The 17,810-nt window shown below is 73.4% G+C and carries 14 protein-coding genes and 1 pseudogene; 3 read left to right on the top strand and 12 right to left on the bottom strand.

The annotated features are described in order from the left end of the window. Positions 1-32: 32 nt before the first annotated feature. The 6 genes from alaS to GA0070561_RS17575 form a co-directional block, all read right to left on the bottom strand. On the bottom strand, positions 33-2,711 hold the full coding sequence (gene alaS / locus GA0070561_RS17600) for an alanine--tRNA ligase (protein WP_091401862.1): 2,679 nt from the start codon (positions 2,709-2,711) through the stop codon (positions 33-35). Then, complete coding sequence (locus tag GA0070561_RS17595; RefSeq protein WP_091401860.1) at positions 2,708-3,013, bottom strand: hypothetical protein; 306 nt, start codon at positions 3,011-3,013, stop codon at positions 2,708-2,710. Before GA0070561_RS17595 ends, alaS begins: the two co-directional genes overlap by 4 nt. Before the next feature lie 30 nt (positions 3,014-3,043). Beyond that, on the bottom strand, positions 3,044-3,508 hold the full coding sequence (locus tag GA0070561_RS17590; protein ID WP_091401858.1) for a DUF948 domain-containing protein: 465 nt from the start codon (positions 3,506-3,508) through the stop codon (positions 3,044-3,046). A gap of 149 nt (positions 3,509-3,657) precedes the next feature. Beyond that, positions 3,658-4,353 carry a hypothetical protein gene (locus GA0070561_RS17585; RefSeq protein WP_091402235.1) on the bottom strand — a complete coding sequence of 232 codons (696 nt, stop codon included), beginning with the start codon at positions 4,351-4,353 and terminating at the stop codon, positions 3,658-3,660. A 2,444-nt stretch (positions 4,354-6,797) separates the two neighbouring features. After that, complete coding sequence (locus tag GA0070561_RS17580; RefSeq protein ID WP_091401855.1) at positions 6,798-8,336, bottom strand: replication-associated recombination protein A; 1,539 nt, start codon at positions 8,334-8,336, stop codon at positions 6,798-6,800. A gap of 74 nt (positions 8,337-8,410) precedes the next feature. Next, a complete protein-coding gene (locus GA0070561_RS17575; RefSeq protein ID WP_091401854.1) occupies positions 8,411-8,632 on the bottom strand; it encodes a hypothetical protein in 222 nt (73 codons plus the stop codon). A 140-nt stretch (positions 8,633-8,772) separates the two neighbouring features. Between GA0070561_RS17575 and GA0070561_RS17570 the strand changes: the two genes are divergently transcribed. Next, complete coding sequence (locus tag GA0070561_RS17570) at positions 8,773-9,513, top strand: GNAT family N-acetyltransferase (RefSeq protein WP_091401852.1); 741 nt, start codon at positions 8,773-8,775, stop codon at positions 9,511-9,513. Here GA0070561_RS17570 and GA0070561_RS17565 read toward each other — a convergent pair. The 4 genes and pseudogenes from GA0070561_RS17565 to aspS all read right to left on the bottom strand — a co-directional run bounded on the left by GA0070561_RS17565 (position 9,471) and on the right by aspS (position 14,218). Further along, positions 9,471-10,842 (bottom strand): annotated as a pseudogene (locus GA0070561_RS17565) (MFS transporter). The gene GA0070561_RS17570 and the pseudogene GA0070561_RS17565 overlap by 43 nt on opposite strands. Continuing rightward, a complete protein-coding gene (locus tag GA0070561_RS17560; RefSeq protein ID WP_091401848.1) occupies positions 10,836-11,435 on the bottom strand; it encodes a winged helix-turn-helix domain-containing protein in 600 nt (199 codons plus the stop codon). The pseudogene GA0070561_RS17565 and the gene GA0070561_RS17560 overlap by 7 nt, the downstream one beginning before the upstream one ends. Before the next feature lie 67 nt (positions 11,436-11,502). Further along, entirely contained in the window at positions 11,503-12,315 is an 813-nt protein-coding gene (locus GA0070561_RS17555; protein ID WP_091401847.1) for an SDR family oxidoreductase, read from the bottom strand. A 97-nt stretch (positions 12,316-12,412) separates the two neighbouring features. Next, entirely contained in the window at positions 12,413-14,218 is a 1,806-nt protein-coding gene (gene aspS / locus GA0070561_RS17550) for an aspartate--tRNA ligase (RefSeq protein WP_091401845.1), read from the bottom strand. 154 nt (positions 14,219-14,372) lie between these two features. Between aspS and GA0070561_RS17545 the strand changes: the two genes are divergently transcribed. Further along, the gene (locus GA0070561_RS17545; protein WP_091401843.1) at positions 14,373-15,107 is read left to right on the top strand and encodes a DUF998 domain-containing protein; all 735 of its coding nucleotides are present in this window, start codon (positions 14,373-14,375) and stop codon (positions 15,105-15,107) included. An 88-nt stretch (positions 15,108-15,195) separates the two neighbouring features. On the opposite strand, the gene GA0070561_RS17540 is transcribed toward GA0070561_RS17545, so the two are convergent. Beyond that, positions 15,196-16,242 carry a S1 family peptidase gene (locus GA0070561_RS17540; RefSeq protein ID WP_091401842.1) on the bottom strand — a complete coding sequence of 349 codons (1,047 nt, stop codon included), beginning with the start codon at positions 16,240-16,242 and terminating at the stop codon, positions 15,196-15,198. Between the two features lie 509 nt (positions 16,243-16,751). Continuing rightward, the gene (locus GA0070561_RS17535; RefSeq protein ID WP_091401840.1) at positions 16,752-17,228 is read right to left on the bottom strand and encodes a winged helix-turn-helix transcriptional regulator; all 477 of its coding nucleotides are present in this window, start codon (positions 17,226-17,228) and stop codon (positions 16,752-16,754) included. Positions 17,229-17,283: 55 nt separating this feature from the next. Here GA0070561_RS17535 and GA0070561_RS17530 point away from each other — a divergent pair, with 55 nt between their 5' ends. Further along, positions 17,284-17,790, top strand: coding sequence for a PaaI family thioesterase (locus GA0070561_RS17530; protein ID WP_091401838.1), 507 nt, complete (start codon positions 17,284-17,286; stop codon positions 17,788-17,790). The last annotated feature ends 20 nt before the right edge of the window (positions 17,791-17,810 follow it).

Raw genomic sequence — 17,810 nt, 5'->3', positions numbered from 1 at the left:
ATCGGCCCGCCCTGACTCACAGTGATGATCTATCACGCCTCAGTGATCGCCTTCTCGACGGTGAGCAGCAGGTTCGGCGCCTCGACCGCCGGCAGACCGCCGCCCTGGGCCAGGTCGGGGCTGCCTCCTCCGCGCCCGGAGAACGCCGCCTTCACCAGATCCGACGCGGCCAGGCCGCGGCTGCGCGCCGCCGCGTTGACCGCGACCACCAGGGACGCCTTGCCGTTCGACCGCGCCGCCACCGCGACGACCGCCGGCCGCGCCGGGTCGATCTTGCCGCGGATCTCCTGGGCCAGGGTGCGCACGTCGTTGCCGGCCGCGCCCTCCGGCGCCTCGGTGCCCACGTACGCGACCCCGCGCACGTCCTTGGCCTGCGCCGCGAGCGCCGCCGCGCCACCCAGCACCAGCTGGGCGCGCAGCTTCTCCAGCTCCTTCTCGGCGTCCCGAAGCTGGGTGACGGTCTGCTCCACCCGGTCGGCGACCTGGTCGTTGGGCACCCGGTACAACTCGGCCAGCCGGGAGACCAGCAGGTGCTCCTTGGCCAGGAAGCCGAAGGCGTCCATGCCGACCAGCGCCTCGACGCGGCGGACACCGGAGCCGATCGACGACTCGGAGAGGATCTTCACGAGGCCGAGCTGGGCCGAGCGGGCCACGTGCGTGCCGCCGCACAACTCCCGGGCGTAGTCACCCACCTCGACGACCCGCACCTCCTCGCCGTACTTCTCGCCGAAGAGCGCCATCGCGCCGATGCGCCGCGCCTCCTCCAACGAGGTGATGAAGGCGTGCACCTCCAGGTCGGCCAGGAGCACCTCGTTGACCTGCTGCTCCACGTCGCGCAGGACGCTCGGCGACACCCCGGTCGGGGTGTTGAAGTCGAACCGGAGCCGACCGGGGGCGTTCAGCGACCCGGCCTGCGTGGCCGACTCTCCGAGGAAGTTGCGCATGGTCTGGTGCACCAGGTGCGTGGCGGTGTGCGACCGGGAGATCGCCCGACGTCGGGTCGTGTCGATCTCGGCGAAGCCGGCCTCACCGGCGCGTACCTCGCCCCGGATCACCCGCGCGCGGTGCACGATCAGACCGGGCACCGGCTGCTGCACGTCGAGCACCTCGACCTGCCCGCCACCAACCGTGATCATGCCCTGGTCGGGCTGCTGCCCACCGCCCTCGGCGTAGAACGGGGTGGTGTCCAGCACCAGCTCGATGGTGTCGCCCTCGGTCGCCGCCTGACGCGGACCGTCGGCGCCGAGCAGCGCCCGCACCGTCGACTCGCGGGACACCTCGCTGTACCCGGTGAACGTCACCGGACCACCCGCGTCGAGCACCGACCGGTACGCCGACAGGTCGACGTGCCCCGTCTTGCGGGCCTGCGCGTCCGCCTTCGCCCGGGTCCGCTGGTCGGCCATCAGCCGCCGGAACCCCTCGTCGTCGACAGTGAGGCCCTGCTCCGCGGCGATCTCCAGGGTCAGATCGATCGGGAAGCCGTAGGTGTCGTGCAGCTGGAACGCCTTCGCCCCGGACAGCGCCGAGCCGCCCGCCGTACGGGTCTCCGCGATCGCGGTGTCCAGGATCGTGGTGCCCGCCCGCAGGGTGGACAGGAACGCCTCCTCCTCCGCGTACGCGTAATCCGCGATCCGGTCGAAGTCGGTCGCCAGCTCCGGGTACGACGGCGCCATGCAGTCCCGGGCCACCGGCAGCAGCTCGGGCAGCGCCCGCTCCTGCCAGCCCAGCAGCCGGATCGACCGGATCGCCCGGCGCATGATCCGGCGCAGCACGTACCCGCGACCCTCGTTGGACGGGGTCACGCCGTCGCCGATCAGCATCAGCGCGGTCCGCACGTGGTCCGCGATCACCCGCAGCCGGACGTCGTCCGGGTGCGACTCGCTGGCCACATGCCCGGAGTGCGCGCCGTAGCGCTTACCGGTCAGCTCGGCCGCCCGGGCCAGGATCGGCCGGACCTCGTCGATCTCGTACAGGTTGTCGACACCCTGCAGGATCGAGGCCATCCGCTCCAGGCCCATGCCGGTGTCGATGTTCTTCGCCGGCAGGTCACCCAGGATCGGGTAGTCCTCCTTGGTGGTGCCCGGACCCCGCTCGAACTGCATGAAGACGAGGTTCCAGTACTCCATGTACCGGTCCTCGTCGACCGCCGGGCCGCCCTCCCGGCCGTACTCCGGGCCCCGGTCGTAGAACAGCTCCGACGACGGACCGCACGGCCCGGGAATGCCCATGGACCAGAAGTTGTCCGCCTTGCCCCGGCGGACGATCCGCTCGGCCGGCACGCCGACCGACCGCCAGATCTCGTACGCCTCGTCGTCGTCGAGGTAGACCGTCGGCCAGATCCGCTCCGGATCCAGCCCGTAACCACCCTCGGCGATCGGCTTCGTGGACAACTCCCAGGCCAGCGGGATCGCGCCGGCCTTGAAGTAGTCACCGAAGGAGAAGTTGCCGTTCATCTGGAAGAACGTGCCGTGCCGGCTGGTCTTACCGACCTCGTCGATGTCCGGGGTACGGATGCACTTCTGCACGCTGACCGCCCGCTGGTACGCGGGCGTCTGCTGACCCAGGAAGTACGGGACGAACTGCACCATGCCGGCATTGACGAACAGCAGGTTCGGGTCGCTGATGGCGGGCAGCGGAGCGGACGGCACCACGGCGTGGCCATTCGCCTCGAAGTGCGCGAGGTACCGCCGCTTGATCTCCGCCGTCTTCATCGCTGGTGTTCCTCCGGAAAGATTTCTCGATCGCCGATTCGCGGGTCTTCCCGCAGGTCGGCGAACTTGTCGTCGAACGCCTCGCCCTGGGCGAACGCGTGGTGGATCTCCTGCTCGCGTTCGGCCATCCCGACCCGGACGTCCTCCACGAAACTACGCAGCGACTCGACGAGCCCGCCAGCGGATTCCGTCAGCGAGCTGGCGATGCCCGCCGGCGTGTACGCCTGCGCGGTCCGGGTCGCCTTGCGGACCACGATCACACCGACGGCCACCCCGATGCCGAGCCAGAACAAGCGCCTCATGTCCCGCTACCTCCTGGTGCGCCGGGCCGGTCAGCTGTTGCCGCGTCGCGCGGCGCGTCGCTGCTGCTTGATGGTGTCGCGTACCTCGCGCTCGGTCTCGGCGTGCCGGCGGCCGGCGGCGGCCTTACGCACGCCGTAGCCGAACGCGGCCACCTTGACCAGGGGGTTGGCGGCCGCGGCGGAGACGACGGTGGCCAGGTTGGCGACGTTGGCGGTGACGTTCTGCGCGTGGCTGGTCATGGTGTCGACCTTCGCCAGCTGGAGGTTCACACCGTCGAGCGAGGTCTGCACCTGCTCCAGCGCGGTGTTGACGTTCTTCACAGTGGTGTTCACGTCACCGAGCAACGGCGCGGTCCGATCGTTCAGGTCGTTGATCATGCGGGTGGTGGCGTCAACCGTGTGCCGCAGCCGCAGGATGGGCAGCGTCAGGATGAGCACCAGCACCGCGAACGCGGATGCCGCGATCAGCGCCGCGATCGCTCCAAAGTCGCCCACGCCTGTCCTCCTCAACCAGAGTTCCGCAGGACCCGACGTCCCCGGAACGCACAACCATGCCACCCGTACCGGCCGCCGAGCCGTCGGCGGTCACCGGCAGCGGGCGTGCCCGCCAGCCCCAGACCCTACCGTCCGTGATGGAGACCGGCTCAGGACGGTGAGGGTGTCAGCTCGCCCAGCGGATCCGCACTGACCGTCGGGAACGGATCCTCACCGGTCAGTGACGGGTCGGTGGTCGGCTGCGGCCTGGTCCGCTCGTCGTCGATCGCATTGCGCACCTTCACCGACACCAACGAGCCGGTGCACTCGGTCGCAGCGGCCGACGGGTCGCCGGACGGCACCACCGCCGGCTCGCCGTCCACCGGCGGCGGCACACACGTCGGCTCGCGTACCCACAGGTCGAGGGTCAACTCGTCGCGACGCCAGCAGGTGTAGCTGCCCTTCGTCTGCTGCTCCGGGCAGCGGCTCACCTTCCACGGCTGCCACCCGTCCCGGCGCAGCGCGTCCTCATAGACCTGCGCCGTCTCCTTGGGTGCCTTCTCCGAGGTCACGGTGCGCTCACGCAGCCGGCAGTCGAGCAGGCACCAGCGGCTGCCGCTGACGTCGTCGACAGTCTTCGCGGCCGCCCAGGCGGGCACGCCGAGCTGGTCCAGGTTGTCGAAGACCGGGTCACGGCTCAGCGTCCGGATGCCGAAGAAGAGCGGCACCGCGCCGAGCAGCACGACGCTGACCAGCGCCAACACCGCCGCGCGCAGGCGACGTCGTTCGCGGGTCTGCCGGCGTTCCTCGGAACGGGCACCCGGTGCGGCGTCGTCGTCCGGCGCATCCTGACCGGCCGAGCGCAGCGCCGGCCCGTCGGAGGGCTCCGGTGCCGGCCGGTCCACCGGACCGGACGCGGCGGGCACCACGGCGGCGGCACGGGCCACGCCGACGGGCTCGCCGGCGCGCCCGGGCGGTGGCACGGGCGCGACACCGCTCGGCTCGGCACGGCCGGGCTCCCGATTCGGAGGCAGGGCGCGTCCGGCGGCACGGTCGGCCGACGCGGGTCGCCCGGCCGACGCAGCACCACGTGCCGGCCCGGGCTCACCGGCGCTCCGGTCGTCGGTTGGCGGCTGCCCGCCGGGTGCGCGGACGGCGGCACGAGCCGGACCGTCCGGACGCGAACGCGGCGGACCATCCACACCCGGCGGCACGGCCGCGCGAGCCGGACCGTCCGGACGGGTCGCGTCCCGGGGTGCCGCCTCGCCACCCGGACCGGGACGCAGTGGGCCGTCAGCGCCACGGCGTCCGGTGCCGGGTGCCGGCGCGTCGCCCGGGATGGGGCGGGCCCGGCCGGGTGGGACGGAGCGGGCAGCGCCCCGAGCTGCGGGACCGGCGCCGGGTCGACCACCGGCGTACGGGTCGTCGCCCTGGTCGCCCGCGGGCCCCGGTCGACCGGGGACAGCCGTACCGTCGGGGCCGGGCTCGGCCGGTGGACGACGTCGCCGGCCGGTCGGATCCGCGGCGGGCGGTGCGTCCGGGCCGGGTCCCGCCACGGCACGGCCGCGCTGGCCGGTGGGGTCCGCAGTGGGCACCGCCGCGGCGCCCCGCCCCCGGGCGGGACGGTCGCCGGGCGGCGGTGGGTAGGTCAGGGCCTGCTCTCCGGTGGATCCCGACGCGTCGGGCCGGACGGCGCGACGACCGGTCGGCGCGTCCGCGCCCGGGTCGACCGGCGGGCCGACGGGCCGACGGGCGGCGGTGCGTTCCGCTGCCGGGTCGGGCACGGCGAGCCGACCGGACGCCTGGTCGGTGAGGTCTCCGGGCCCGGTGGGCGACGCCGGACGGCGCCCCCCGGCCGGTGGACTGCCGTCTCGGCGGTTGACCACCGGCAGGCCGGGGTCGGTGTGTGGCAGGCGGCCGGCCTGGCGGAGCCAGTCCGCGGGCCGCTCCGGGCGGTCCGGCCGGTCCAGGCGGGGTTCGCCGCCGGGCGGCGTTCGGCGTTCCGGTTCACCGGAGACGACCCGGCGGCGACCGGTGCCGTCGGCGGGGCCGGTGGTGGGCAGGGCGCCGCTGTGCGCGCCGGTCGCCTCGGGCACCGACGACGCGTTCCCCGAGCGGGGCACGGGTGGCGCGTTACCCGAGCGGGGCACCACCGGCTCGTCGGGTTCCGCGGCGCGGCGACGCCCGCCGGCTGTCGGACGGGGACCCTCGGAAGCGCGCCCGGCGGGCTCGGGTGCACCGGGGTCGGCCGGGCCCGGACGTCGCCGGGCGGTACGCGGGTCACGGTCGATGGCGGGGTCGGGCCGCAGGCCCTCCGCGGTCGGCGGCACGACGCCAGCCGGCGCGCCGTCGAACCGGGCCGGCCCGGGGGCGGCGGGTGCTCCGCCGGCCCGCGCCGGGTCGGGTGCCGAGCCGGCGGCGCGGCGACCGGCGGGCGTGCCGTCGGCGGGCGGTCGGGCACGTCCGGGTTCGACCGGTTGCTCCGGGCCGGGTCGGCGGACCGGCGGACCGGCATCCGGACGGCGCAGCGGCGGCATGGCATCGGGATGACCGCCGGGTGCGGCGGGGTCCTGATGACGGCCCGGCGCAACAGCGGCGTCCGGACGACGGGCCGGCGAGGCGGGGGCGTCCGGGCGACGACCGGCCGGGGAGCCTGAGCCCGGCGGGCCCACGGGTGGGCCGGGAGGGGCTGCCGCACCGCGCGAACGGACCGGGCCGCCGGACGCGTCGGATGCCGGACGAGGCCCCTGCGGGCCGGTCGGGTCACCCCCGCCCGGGCGAGCGGCGGGTGGCGGCGGTGGTACGGCAGCGCGGGCACCGGGCACCGGCTGCACGCCGCGGCGCGGCGGCTGTCCCGGTGCGGGGCCGGCGGCGGGTGGCCGGTTGTCCGGGCGACGACCCGCTGGCGGTGTCTCCCCGGGCCAGGGCCCGTCGACCGGCCGACGGGCGGCGGCACCGCTCGGTTCACTCTGGCGCGGGGCCGGCGGCGCCGAGGACTCCGGCCCACTGCCGCGCGCACCGGCCGGCTCTCCCGGCGTACGCGGGATGGGTTGTGCCGGCGGTCCGGCCGGGTCTGCCTGCGGGGTGCCACCGCGGGGCCGGTTCGGCTCCGCCGGTGCGCCGTCCGGGCCCAGCTCGGTGCGTTGCTGCTTGGCCGAGCGGAGGTCGTCGATCCAGCCGAACTCCTCGCCGGCTACCGGCTCCTCCGGCTCGGGCTCAGCCGGCCGGCCGCGACCCCAACGGCGGGTCTTGGCGCGGGGATCGCGCCCCTCGTCCGGGCCCTCGTCCGGGCGGTCCCCACCACGCGATCTCACTGTTGACCCTCTCCTGCGGCGTCGGTGCCGCTGTCCTGCATCGTGCCCGGGGCACCCGTGCCCGTCGTCGGACGGGCGGCCCCCGGGGATAGCGCTGGCGCGGTCTGCGCCGTTACGGACGGCTCGGCTGTCGGCGTCTGCGGGCGGGCGGCCGGAGCCGGCAGGCCACGCACGATCCGGCGCAGCAGCGGCAACCGGCTGGCCACCGACCGCTCCGCGCCGTGCGGGCTGGGCTGGTAGTAGTCGGTGCCCACCAGGTCGTCCGGGACGTACTGCTGGGTGACCACGCCGCGCTGGTCGTCGTGCGGGTAGCGGTAGCCGGTCCCGTGGCCCAACCCTCGGGCGCCGGCGTAGTGCGCGTCGCGCAGCCCTCGCGGCACCGGGCCACCGCGACCGGCCCGGACGTCGGCGATGGCGGCGCCGATGGCGGTGGTGGCCGAGTTCGACTTGGGCGCGGTGGCCAGGTGGATCACCGCCTGGGCGAGGTTGAGCTGCGCTTCGGGCAACCCGACGTACTCGACCGCGTGGGCGGCGGCAGTCGCCACGCTCAGCGCACTGGGATCGGCCATGCCGACGTCCTCGCTGGCGAAGATGACCAGACGACGGGCGATGAACCGGGCGTCCTCACCGGCGACCAGCATGCGGGCCAGCCAGTGCACCGCCGCGTCCACGTCCGAGCCGCGCATGCTCTTGATGAAGGCGCTGACCACGTCGTAGTGGGCGTCGCCGTCGCGGTCGTAGCGCACCGCCGCCACGTCGACCGCCTGCTCGGCGGTGGCGAGGTCGATCCGCCCGCCGCCGAGGGCCGTGGCGGAGGCCGCCGCCGCCTCCAGGGCGGTGAGTGCCTTACGGACGTCACCGGCGGCCAGCCGGACCAGGTGATCCTCGGCCTCGGTGGTCAGGGCCAGTGCGCCGTCCAGGCCACGCTTGTCGATGACCGCGCGGCGCAGCAGGCCCCGCACCGCTTCGTCGTCCAACGGTTGCAGGGTGAGCAGCACGCACCGCGACAGCAGCGGTGAGATGACCGAGAAGTACGGGTTCTCGGTGGTGGCCGCCAGCAGGGTGACAGTGCGGTCCTCGACGGCGGCGAGCAGCGAATCCTGTTGGGTCTTGCTGAACCGGTGCACCTCGTCGATGAAGAGCACTGTCTGCGGGCCGCCGGAACGGCGCTGGCGGCGCGCCGCCTCGATCACCGCCCGGACGTCCTTCACACCGGCGGAGAGCGCCGACATGGCCACGAAGCGGCGATCGGTGGCCCCGGCCACCAGGTGCGCGATGGTGGTCTTGCCGCTGCCCGGCGGGCCCCAGAGGATCACCGACATCGGAGCCCCGCCGGAGACCAGTTGCCGCAGGGGTGCGCCGGGAGCGAGCAGGTGCTCCTGCCCGACCAGCTCGTCGAGGGTCACCGGGCGCATCCGGACGGGCAGGGGCGAATCGTCGGCCACCGCGGTGAAGCCGTCGACACCGGCGGGACCGTCGGGCGCGCTGCGCGACCCGGCGGGTTCACCGAGGGAGAAGAGGGCGTCGGACTCCATCACGAAGACAGTACCGGGCCGGGCCCACGACGCCGGAATCGCGCCGCGGGCCCGCCACCGGTGATCGGTTCCGGTCAGCCACGCCCGGGGCGACGGCCCCGGTACCAACGGCCACCGCCACCGCCGCCACCGCCGCGCGGGCCGCTGCCCACGCCGGCCAGGTAGAGCGAGAGCAGGAGCAGACCGATGAGCACGAGGGTGTTCCAGTTGAACAGGTCGGGTGCGCCGAAGTTGGTGTTGAGCAAATCGATGAGCAGGGCGAAGCCGAAGACAATCGCGGCCAGGATGGCGAGCATGTCGGTCCTCCGGTGGGGGTTCCCAGTAGGTCGGCGCGTGATGTACCCAATCGGTCGACTCGCCAATCTCCACCGTGGAGACGGCCACGTCGCGAGGGCCCGGCGGAGGCAGTCGACCCCCGGCTCCTAGGCTGGACCGCATGATCACCGACGACCGGGTGCTCCAGGACCGGAGCGCCATCCTGGCCGCCGTCGGCCACCACCCGTTCGCCCGGCACGCGCTCGGGCGGGCCGTGCCGGTGCGCGCGTACCAGCGTGATGGCGCGGTGCTGTGGTTGGTGCCGCCGGAGTACGGACCGGCTGGCTGCGCGATCGGCCCGGCCGAACCGGCGCTGGAGATCTGTGTCGCGCTCGCCGCCGACGGAATGCTCCAGCCCGGACAGCGGCTGCACCTGCCTCGACACGATCGCGGTCGGCTGGTCGACCGGTTGGCGGTGGCCGAGCACAGCGACTGGGACTTCCACTGGACCGACACGGCGCCGCCGGCCCAGCCGGACGAGCAGCCGGTGGTACGCCTCACCGATGCCGACCAGCCGGCGCTGGCGGCGCTGGTGGAGGAGTCGTTCCCCAGCAGCACCTCCCGACCGGGCGACCCACGGGTGGTCGACTGGTACGGCATCCGGGCCGGCGACCGGTTGGTGGCGTGCGGCGCGGACCGCAGCCAGTGTGACATCGGTTTCCTCGCCGGCCTGACCGTCGCCCCCGACCAACGAGGTCGAGGGCTGGGCGCGTCCCTGACCGCGGGGATGACCCGGGCGCTACTGGCGCGCCACGACATGGTCGGGCTCGGCGTCTACACGCACAATGTCGCCGCGGGGCGGCTCTACCGTCGGCTCGGCTACACCAACACCCTCCCGCTCAGCTCGATCCGCCTCGCCTGACCGGCAGAGGAGGCCCCTTGCGGACAAGGGGCCCCCTTCTCAACGGTCGGCGGCGGCAACCGGAACCGCGGTCGGCTCGACGGCCGGGGCGGCCCGACGCCCGGCCAGCCAGGCGGGCAGGTAGAGCGGGGCGGCGACGGCCAACACCACAGCGCCGACCACCATCGCGGTGCTGACGCTGGTGGCGGCGGCGAGCGCGGTGAGCACCACCCCGCCGAGCGCGCCGGCCGGCTGCGCCATCATCGAGTTCAGCGAGAGCACGCTGGTCCGGTACGGGCCATCGACCTGCCGGTGCAGCAGCCCACTGTGCAACGGGTTGGACGCGCCGTGCACGGCGTAGCAGGCCAGGTAGGCCACCAGCACGCCGACCGGCCCGGCGAACAACCCCATTCCGACCACCGTCACGCCCTGGAGGATGCGCAACAGGGCCGCACCCGGCGCGGCGCCGAACCAGCGCAGCAGCAGTGGGGTCAGTGCCGCGCCGGCGGCCGAGGCGAGCCAGGCGGCCGAGTTCGCCGGCCCGAGCAGCGCCGCGGCGCGTTCCGGGTCGCCGATCACCTCGGCGAGCCGTACCGGCAGCAGCGACTCGAAGGTGACCATGCCGAAGCCCCAGAACAGCTCGACGGCCACCAACGCCAGCAGCACCCGGGAATGTCGCAGCAGGCCGACGGCCTGGCCGATCATCCGGGGCGCCTGGACCACCGAGGCCCGCAGCGCCGCGAACCCCGTGGCCGGACGCTCCTCGACCAGCAGCACGACCAGCGCGACGAGCGCCGCCGCCTGCGCGACGATGGCGGCCAACACGGGCACCGTGAGCGCGCTGACCGGACCGATCGGGCCGAGCGCGATGAGACCACCGCTGAACAGCGCGCCACCAGCGATGGCCCCACCGACGACGGTGCCGGCGTAGCCGAGACCACGCTCGTACTCGGCCTCCGGGTCGGCGGCCAGGGTGGCGTCGACGTACCAGGACTCCAACGGGCCGCTGTCCAACGCCCGGTAGACGCCCTGCAGAGCCCAGACCACGAAGAACAGCCAGAACGAATCGGCCACCGCGAACAGCGCCAGCGAGGCGAGGTTCAGCACCCCGGCGGCGAGCAGCACCGGTCGACGACCGAGGGCGTCGGCGAGCCCGCCGGTGGGCAACTCCAGCGCCAGCACCAGCAGCCCCTGCGCCGTGGAGACCAGGCCGATCTGCGGCAGCGACAGGCCGCGCTCCTGCATCAGCAGGATCATCACCGGGATCATCAGACCCGTGGGCAGCCAGCGCAGGCCGTAGAGCGTGAGGTAACGACGCCGAACCTGGCGTACGGTCAGCGCGCTCACCAGCGCTCGTCCAGACGCGGGAAGCCGGCCAGGAACACGTGCACGGGTTTGACGTCCGGGGCATCGGTCGCGGCTTCGTCGCGATAGCGCATCAGCACCTCCCAGAGGTCGTCGCTGAGAGCACGTAGCCGGTCCGGGTCGAGCGGCAGCACCAGGTCACTCATCCCGGCGGCGTCGCGCCAGGCCGGAGACTGGTGGTGCTCGACGGCCATCCAGCGCTCGGCCAGCTCACCCATCAGCCGCACCTGGTCGGCTTGGATCCACTGCACGGCTGCGCGGGTATCCGGGTCTTCGTCGAAGTCGGTGGGGTCGAAGTGACTCATGTCGTGCGCGGCCTGCCACCAGCGCTGCCGACTGGTGCCCCGGTCGGGGTCCTCGGCCACGAGCCCCACCTCGGCGAGTTGCCGCAGGTGGTAGCTGGTCGCGCCGGTGTTGGTGCCCAATTTCTCGGCGAGGGCCGTCGCGGTCGCCGGACCGTCGATGCGCAGCGAGCCGAGCAGCCGCATCCGCAGTGGGTGGGCAAGCACGCGAACCTGCCGGCCGTCCAGATCGACGCGCCGTGGCTCGGTGCGGCCGTCGGGTGGGGGGTTCTCCATGACTGCACACTATCTCTGCACACTTCCTATGCACAAGAGTTATGCATAGGAAGTGTGCATGTGCCGATCAGCTGGCGAGGAGTTCGCGTACCCCGCGCAGTCGGGTGCGAAGCAGGGCAGCGGCGCGCGCGGAGTCGAGGCGTACGTCCAGAGGACGGACCAGACCGGTGGCCGCGCTGGTGGTGGTCCTCAACCCGGCCACGTCCAGGCCGTACCGCTCGGCGACCAGCAGGCCCAGCTCGGCCCGGCTGACCGCGTCCGGGCCGGCCACGTTGAGCACACCGGCGTACGTCGAGGCGACCAGTTCCAGCACGGCGTCGGCCAGGTCAGTGACGTCGATCGGGCAGCGCAGTTCGTCGCTGAACAGGGTGGCCCGGCCGGCGAGCGCGTCCCGGCAGAGCTGGATCTGCTTACTCCCCTCCCCCACGATCAGGGAGGTCCGCACCAGTGCCGCGCCCGGGTCGATCGCCCGTACGGCGGTCTCGGCCGCCGCCTTCGCGGCACCGTACGCGTGCACCGGCGTGGGTGGTTCGTCGTCGGCGTACGGCACGGGTCGTCCGGCGTGCAGCGCGTCGCTGGACACGTGCACCAGCCGGGCACCCACCTCGGCGGCGGCGAGCGCCACGTGCGCTGCCCCGTCGGCGGTGACCGCCCAGTCGCCGTACCGATAGGGGGTCCCGACCACGGCGTCCGGCCGTACCTCGGCGACCAGCGCGCGCACGGCGGACCGGTCGGTCACGTCCAGCCGTCGTGCCGCGACCCCCGGCACGTCGATCTCACCGGAGTGGAACGTCCCGACAACCGACCAACCAAGCCCGAGGCCCCGCCGACAGACCGACCGCCCGAGTAACCCACTACCCCCGACAACAAGCACCCGCATCCCAGCCCACTCCCCCACTGACGATCAAGAGGTTTGCGTCATCTCGCGGGGCGATGATGACGCAAACCTCTTGATCAACCAAGCAGGAGCGGGGGGGTCAGACCGGGTCTGCTACCGGGGCTGCGGGGCCCGCCGTTCCGGTGTGGGCCGTTGCGGCGGGCTTGGGCTTGGCGTCGATGCCGGCCTCGGTGCGCTGCTGGGCGGTGATCGGGGTGGGTGCACTGGTCAGCGGGTCGAAGCCACCCCGGGTCTTCGGGAAGGCGATGACCTCGCGGATGGAGTCGGCACCGGCGAGCAGCATGCAGACCCGGTCCCAGCCGAAGGCGATACCGCCGTGCGGCGGGGCGCCGTACTTGAACGCCTCCAGCAGGAAGCCGAACTTGTCCTGCGCCTCCTCGGGAGTGATGCCGAGCAGGTCGAAGACCCGCTTCTGCACGTCACCCCGGTGGATACGGATCGACCCGCCGCCGATCTCGTTGCCGTTGCAGACGATGTCGTACGCGTACGCCAGGGCCCGGTCCGGAGCCTCCTCGAACCGGTCGACCCACTCCGCGTTCGGCGAGGTGAACGGGTGGTGCACGGCCGTCCAACCGCCCTCGTCCGTGCGCTCGAACATCGGCGCGTCGACCACCCAGCAGAACGCCCAGGCACTCTCGTCGATCAGGCCGGACCGCTTGGCGATCTCGACGCGGGCCGCCCCGAGCAGCTCCTGCGCCTCCCGGGTGGTGGCGCTCGCGGCGAAGAAGACCGCGTCACCCGGCTTGGCGCCGACCGCGTCGGCGAGCCCGCCCAGGTGCTCGGCGGAGAGATTCTTCGCCACCGGGCCGCGCGCCTCGCCGGTCTCGGCGTCCAGCACCACGTACGCCAGGCCGCGCGCGCCACGCGCCTTCGCCCAGTCCTGCCAGCCGTCCAGCTCCTTGCGGCTCTGCGCCGCGCCTCCCGGCATCACCACCGCGCCGACGTAGCCGCCCGCGTCGATCGCCCCGGCGAAGACCCGGAACTCGGTGCCGCGCAGGTACTCGGTCAGCTCCGTCAGCTCGACGCCGTAGCGCAGGTCCGGCTTGTCCGAGCCGTACCGGGCCATCGCGTCGTGCCAGGTGATCCGCGGGATCGGTCGGGTGATCTCGTGCCCGGCCAGGTCCTTCCACAGCGTCGAGACGATCGCCTCGCCGAGGTCGATCACGTCGTCCTCGGTGACGAACGACATCTCGATGTCGAGCTGGGTGAACTCCGGCTGCCGGTCGGCGCGGAAGTCCTCGTCGCGGTAGCAGCGGGCGATCTGGTAGTACCGCTCCATGCCACCGACCATCAGCAGCTGCTTGAACAGCTGCGGCGACTGCGGCAGCGCGTACCAGCTGCCGGGCTGAAGCCGCACCGGCACCAGGAAGTCGCGGGCACCCTCCGGCGTCGAGCGGGTCAGCGTCGGCGTCTCGATCTCCAGGAAGTCCCGCTCGTGCAGCACACCCCGGGCGAGCTGGCTGGCACGCGAGCGCAGCCGCAGCGCGTTCGCCGGGCCGCTGCGGCGCAGGTCCAGGTAGCGGTACCGGAGTCGGATGTCGTCGCCGGCCTCGATCTGGTCGTCCACCGGCAGCGGCAGCGGCGCCGCCTCGGAGAGCACCTCCAGCTCGACGACGGTCACCTCGACCTCGCCGGTGGGCAGCTCCGGGTTCTCGTTGCCGGCCGGGCGGCGGGTCACCTCGCCGACGACCTTCACGCAGAACTCGTTGCGCAGCGCGTGCGCATCTTCCTCGCGGAACACCACCTGGACAACACCGGAACCGTCGCGCAGGTCGACGAAGATGACCCCGCCGTGGTCGCGGCGGCGGGCCACCCAGCCGGCGAGCGTCACCGTCGAGCCGGCGTCCGCGGCGCGCAGGCTTCCGGCATTGTGGGTACGGATCACGGCTGGCAACTCCTCATCGTGGAACAGTCCTCACCCGCATTCTGTCAGGGGTGGCAGCCCCGCCTCCGGGCACCCGGCAGGCCGGCACGATTCGCTGGTGGGGTGGACCGGCGAACCCGACTCCCCCGGCAGCCGCGCCGGTTAACGTGGCGAAATGCGGCCCGTACCGAACTGGGCCGTCGCCACGGCGGCGGCGGCGCCCGTGCTGCTGGTGGCCGGTTGGACGGTGGCGCAGGCCCGACAACCCGTCGGGTACGACCCGGTCCGGGACACCATCAGCGAGCTGGCAGGACAGGACGCCACGGACGCCTGGATCATGGTGGTGGCCCTGGTGCTGCTCGGCTGCTGTTACCTGTCGGTCGCCGCCGTCCTGCACGCGGCCGGGCTGCCCAGCCGCTTCCTGCTCGCGATCGGCGGCGTGGCCACCATCGCGCTGGTCGCCTTCCCCCGGCCGCCGGTCGGCGGTTCGCTCAGCCACGGCGTCGCGGCGACGGTGGCCGTCCTCGCCCTGGTGCTCTGGCCGGCCGGCTCGGCACTGCGGCTGCCGCGCGGCCACGACACCGAGCACCCCACCCGACCGGAGCCTCCCTGGGCGTTCCGCCGGGCGGTGGGGCTGAGCACCACGCTCGTGCTGCTCGCGCTCTTCGGCTGGTGCGCGTTCGAGGTGACCAGTGGGTCCCGCACCGGGCTGGCCGAGCGGGTGACGGCGGTGGCGGTCTCCCTCTGGCCGCTACTGGCGGTCCTCTCCGCCCGGCGGGCGCACCTCGCCTGGTCGACCGGCGGCACCGTACGCGTCGGCCCGGACCTGCCGACCATCGGCGTCGTACCCCCGGATCCCCTCGGACCACCCAGCGGGCCCACCCCCGGGCGCCCCGACCGGCTGCCGTGAGTCGTCGCCCGGCGTCGGCGGGGTTCGGTGGCTGTCAACGCGACGCGGGCCGCCGGAGAGTTCCGGCGGCCCGCGAGCGGTGCGTGGATCAGAAGACGCTGACGCCGTAGCGGCTGAGCGCCTCGGTGACCGGCTGGAAGTAGGTCGTGCCACCGGTGCGGCAGTTGCCGCTACCACCGGAGGTCAGACCCAGGGCGGTGCCGCCGGCGAACAGCGAGCCGCCGCTGTCGCCCGGCTCGGCGCAGACGTTGGTGCGGATCAGACCGGAGACCGAGCCCTCGGCGTAGTTCACCGTGGCGTTGGTCGCGTTCACCGAGCCGCTGCGCAGGCCGGTGGTGCTGCCGGAGCGCTGCACCGACTGGCCGACGGAGGCGTTGCCGGCGCCGGTGATGTCCCGGAAGCTGCCGTTGTAGAGGGAGACGTTGCCGGCGGCGTTGGCCGAGTTGTTGTGCCGCACGATGCCGTAGTCGTTGCCCGGGAAGCTGGTGCCGGTACGGGTACCGAGCAGCGAGGTCTGGGCGGAGTTCGAGTACCAGCTGGCCGAGATGTTCGTGCAGTGCCCGGCCGTCACGAAGGAGTAGGTGCTGCCACTGCGCACGTTGAAGCCGAGCGAGCAGCGCCCGCCCCCGCCGGCGTAGATGGCCTGACCGCCGGAGATCCGGGTGCTCAGCACGCCCGCCTCGGCCTCGACCCGGACCGCGCCGTTGGCCCGCGCGGCGGCGGCCTTGACCCGCTCCAGCTTGGCCCCGGTGACGGTGCTGTCGACGGAGACGACGACCTGGTTGGTGACCGGGTCACTCCACCAGGCGGTGCCTGGGATCTTGGCGGAGCGCTCCAGTTCGGCGGTGGCCCGGTTGAGCTCGGCGGCACCGCGGGTGACGTAGCGGACGACGGCGCCGGCCTTGCTCGCCTTGCTGGCGGCGGCCGCGTCGGTCACCGTGACGACGGATTTGCCGCTGGCGTCGATGTACGAGCCGGCGGAGCGGTCGCCGAGTTCCGCGGAGATCGCGGCGGCGGCGTCGGGGGACGCGGCAGGAGCGGCCTGGGCGGGCGCGCCGATGAGCGAGCCGACGACCAGGGTTCCGGAAACGGCGACTGTGGCCGCAACGCGGAATGAGGACCTCGTGGGTCGCATGTAACAAACCTCCTGGGCGGGGGAGCGGGTCTGCCGGGGGCGGCTGACCCGAGGGCAACGCGGCCGATCTGGGGAAACCGGCCGGCTGAGACTGAAGTATTCACATACTTAAGATCATTAACAAGGCTTGAATTCGCCCGGATTTACCGATCTCGGTCGGCCACATGGCCGCAACACCCCTGACACGCTGGTGAACAGCCACCGTCACACCCAACCGACATCCGGTCCCATTCGGCGCGCACAATCATCGATGTCTTCCCGCGCCGGGCATCGGGTGCACCGCGCGCCAGGACGGCACGGCACCGCATGCCGCGCGCCGCGTGACGGGCGACGGGCGACGGGCGACGGGCGACGGCGACGGCGACGGGCGACGGCGACGGCGACGGCGACGGGCGACGGGCGACGGCGACGGGCGACGGCGACGGGCGACGGCGACGGCGACGGCGACGGGCGTGCGGGGGTGCGGGGGTGCGGCGGGCAACGGGCGTGCGGGGTGCGGCGAGATCGGGTCAGGGGGCACGGCGGCGGGCGCCGGGGCCCGGACTGGGCACCACGTCGCGGGGCCGACCCACGTCGTGCCCGTCGGCGCAGCGCAGTTCGGCGCGCACCTCGGCGCCGCAGTCGCGGTGCGTGACACTGAGCGGCGGGCCCTCAGCGTCGGCGAGGTACCGGTCGCCCCAACCGAGGACGGCGACCAGCACCGGCCACAGATCCAGGCCCTTCTCCGTGAGCCGGTACTCGTGGCGCAGCCGACTGCCGGGCTCCCGGTACGGCTCGCGACTCAGCACGCCCTGTTCCACAAGGCTGGCGAGCCGGTTGGTCAGCACCTGGCGCGGAATGCCGGTGCGTACCCGCATGTCGTCGAAGCGGTGTACGCCGGTGAACACCTCGCGGAGCACCACCAGGGTCCACCGCTCACCGAGGACCTCCATCGCGCGGGCGATGGTGCAGTTCTCCACTGACCAGTCCAGAGCCGCGGGTCGCATCCGACCAGGCTAGATCTCGTTGACAGACTCAGCAACCTGCTGCCAGGCTGCGTCCATGACGCAGACGCAGGAACCAGTGCGCAGCCGTACCTTCACCTGGGCGGACCCGTCGGTCAACGCCGCCCAGGTCGGTCGACGCAGCGGCCTGGACATGCTCCGGGCGATGATCGCCGGCGAGCTGGCCGCGCCCCCGGTGATGCACCTTCTCGACATGACCCGGATGGAAGCCGACGAGGGCCGGGTCGTCGTCGAGCTGACGCCACAGGAGTTTCACTACAACCCGCTGGGCGGCGTCCACGGTGGTGTGCTCTCGACCCTGCTGGACACCGCCGCGGGATGCGCCGTGCACACCACCCTGCCCGCCGGCGTCGGCTACACCTCGCTGGATCTCAACGTGAAGTTCCTCCGCCCGGTCACCGTCGACAGCGGCACCCTGCGCTGCGAGGGGACGGTGCTGCAACGCGGCCGCCGTACGGCCCTGGCCGAGGCCCGCATCACCGACGCCACCGACCGCCTGATAGCCCACGCCACCAGCACCTGCCTCCTCCTCCCCCTCCCCTAACCCCGCCCCCTCCCATTCCT

This window comes from Micromonospora saelicesensis (assembly GCF_900091575.1).
Lineage (GTDB): Bacteria > Actinomycetota > Actinomycetes > Mycobacteriales > Micromonosporaceae > Micromonospora > Micromonospora saelicesensis.
Note: the sequence above shows the minus strand (reverse complement) of the source record. Positions and strands in the feature narration are given on the sequence as shown.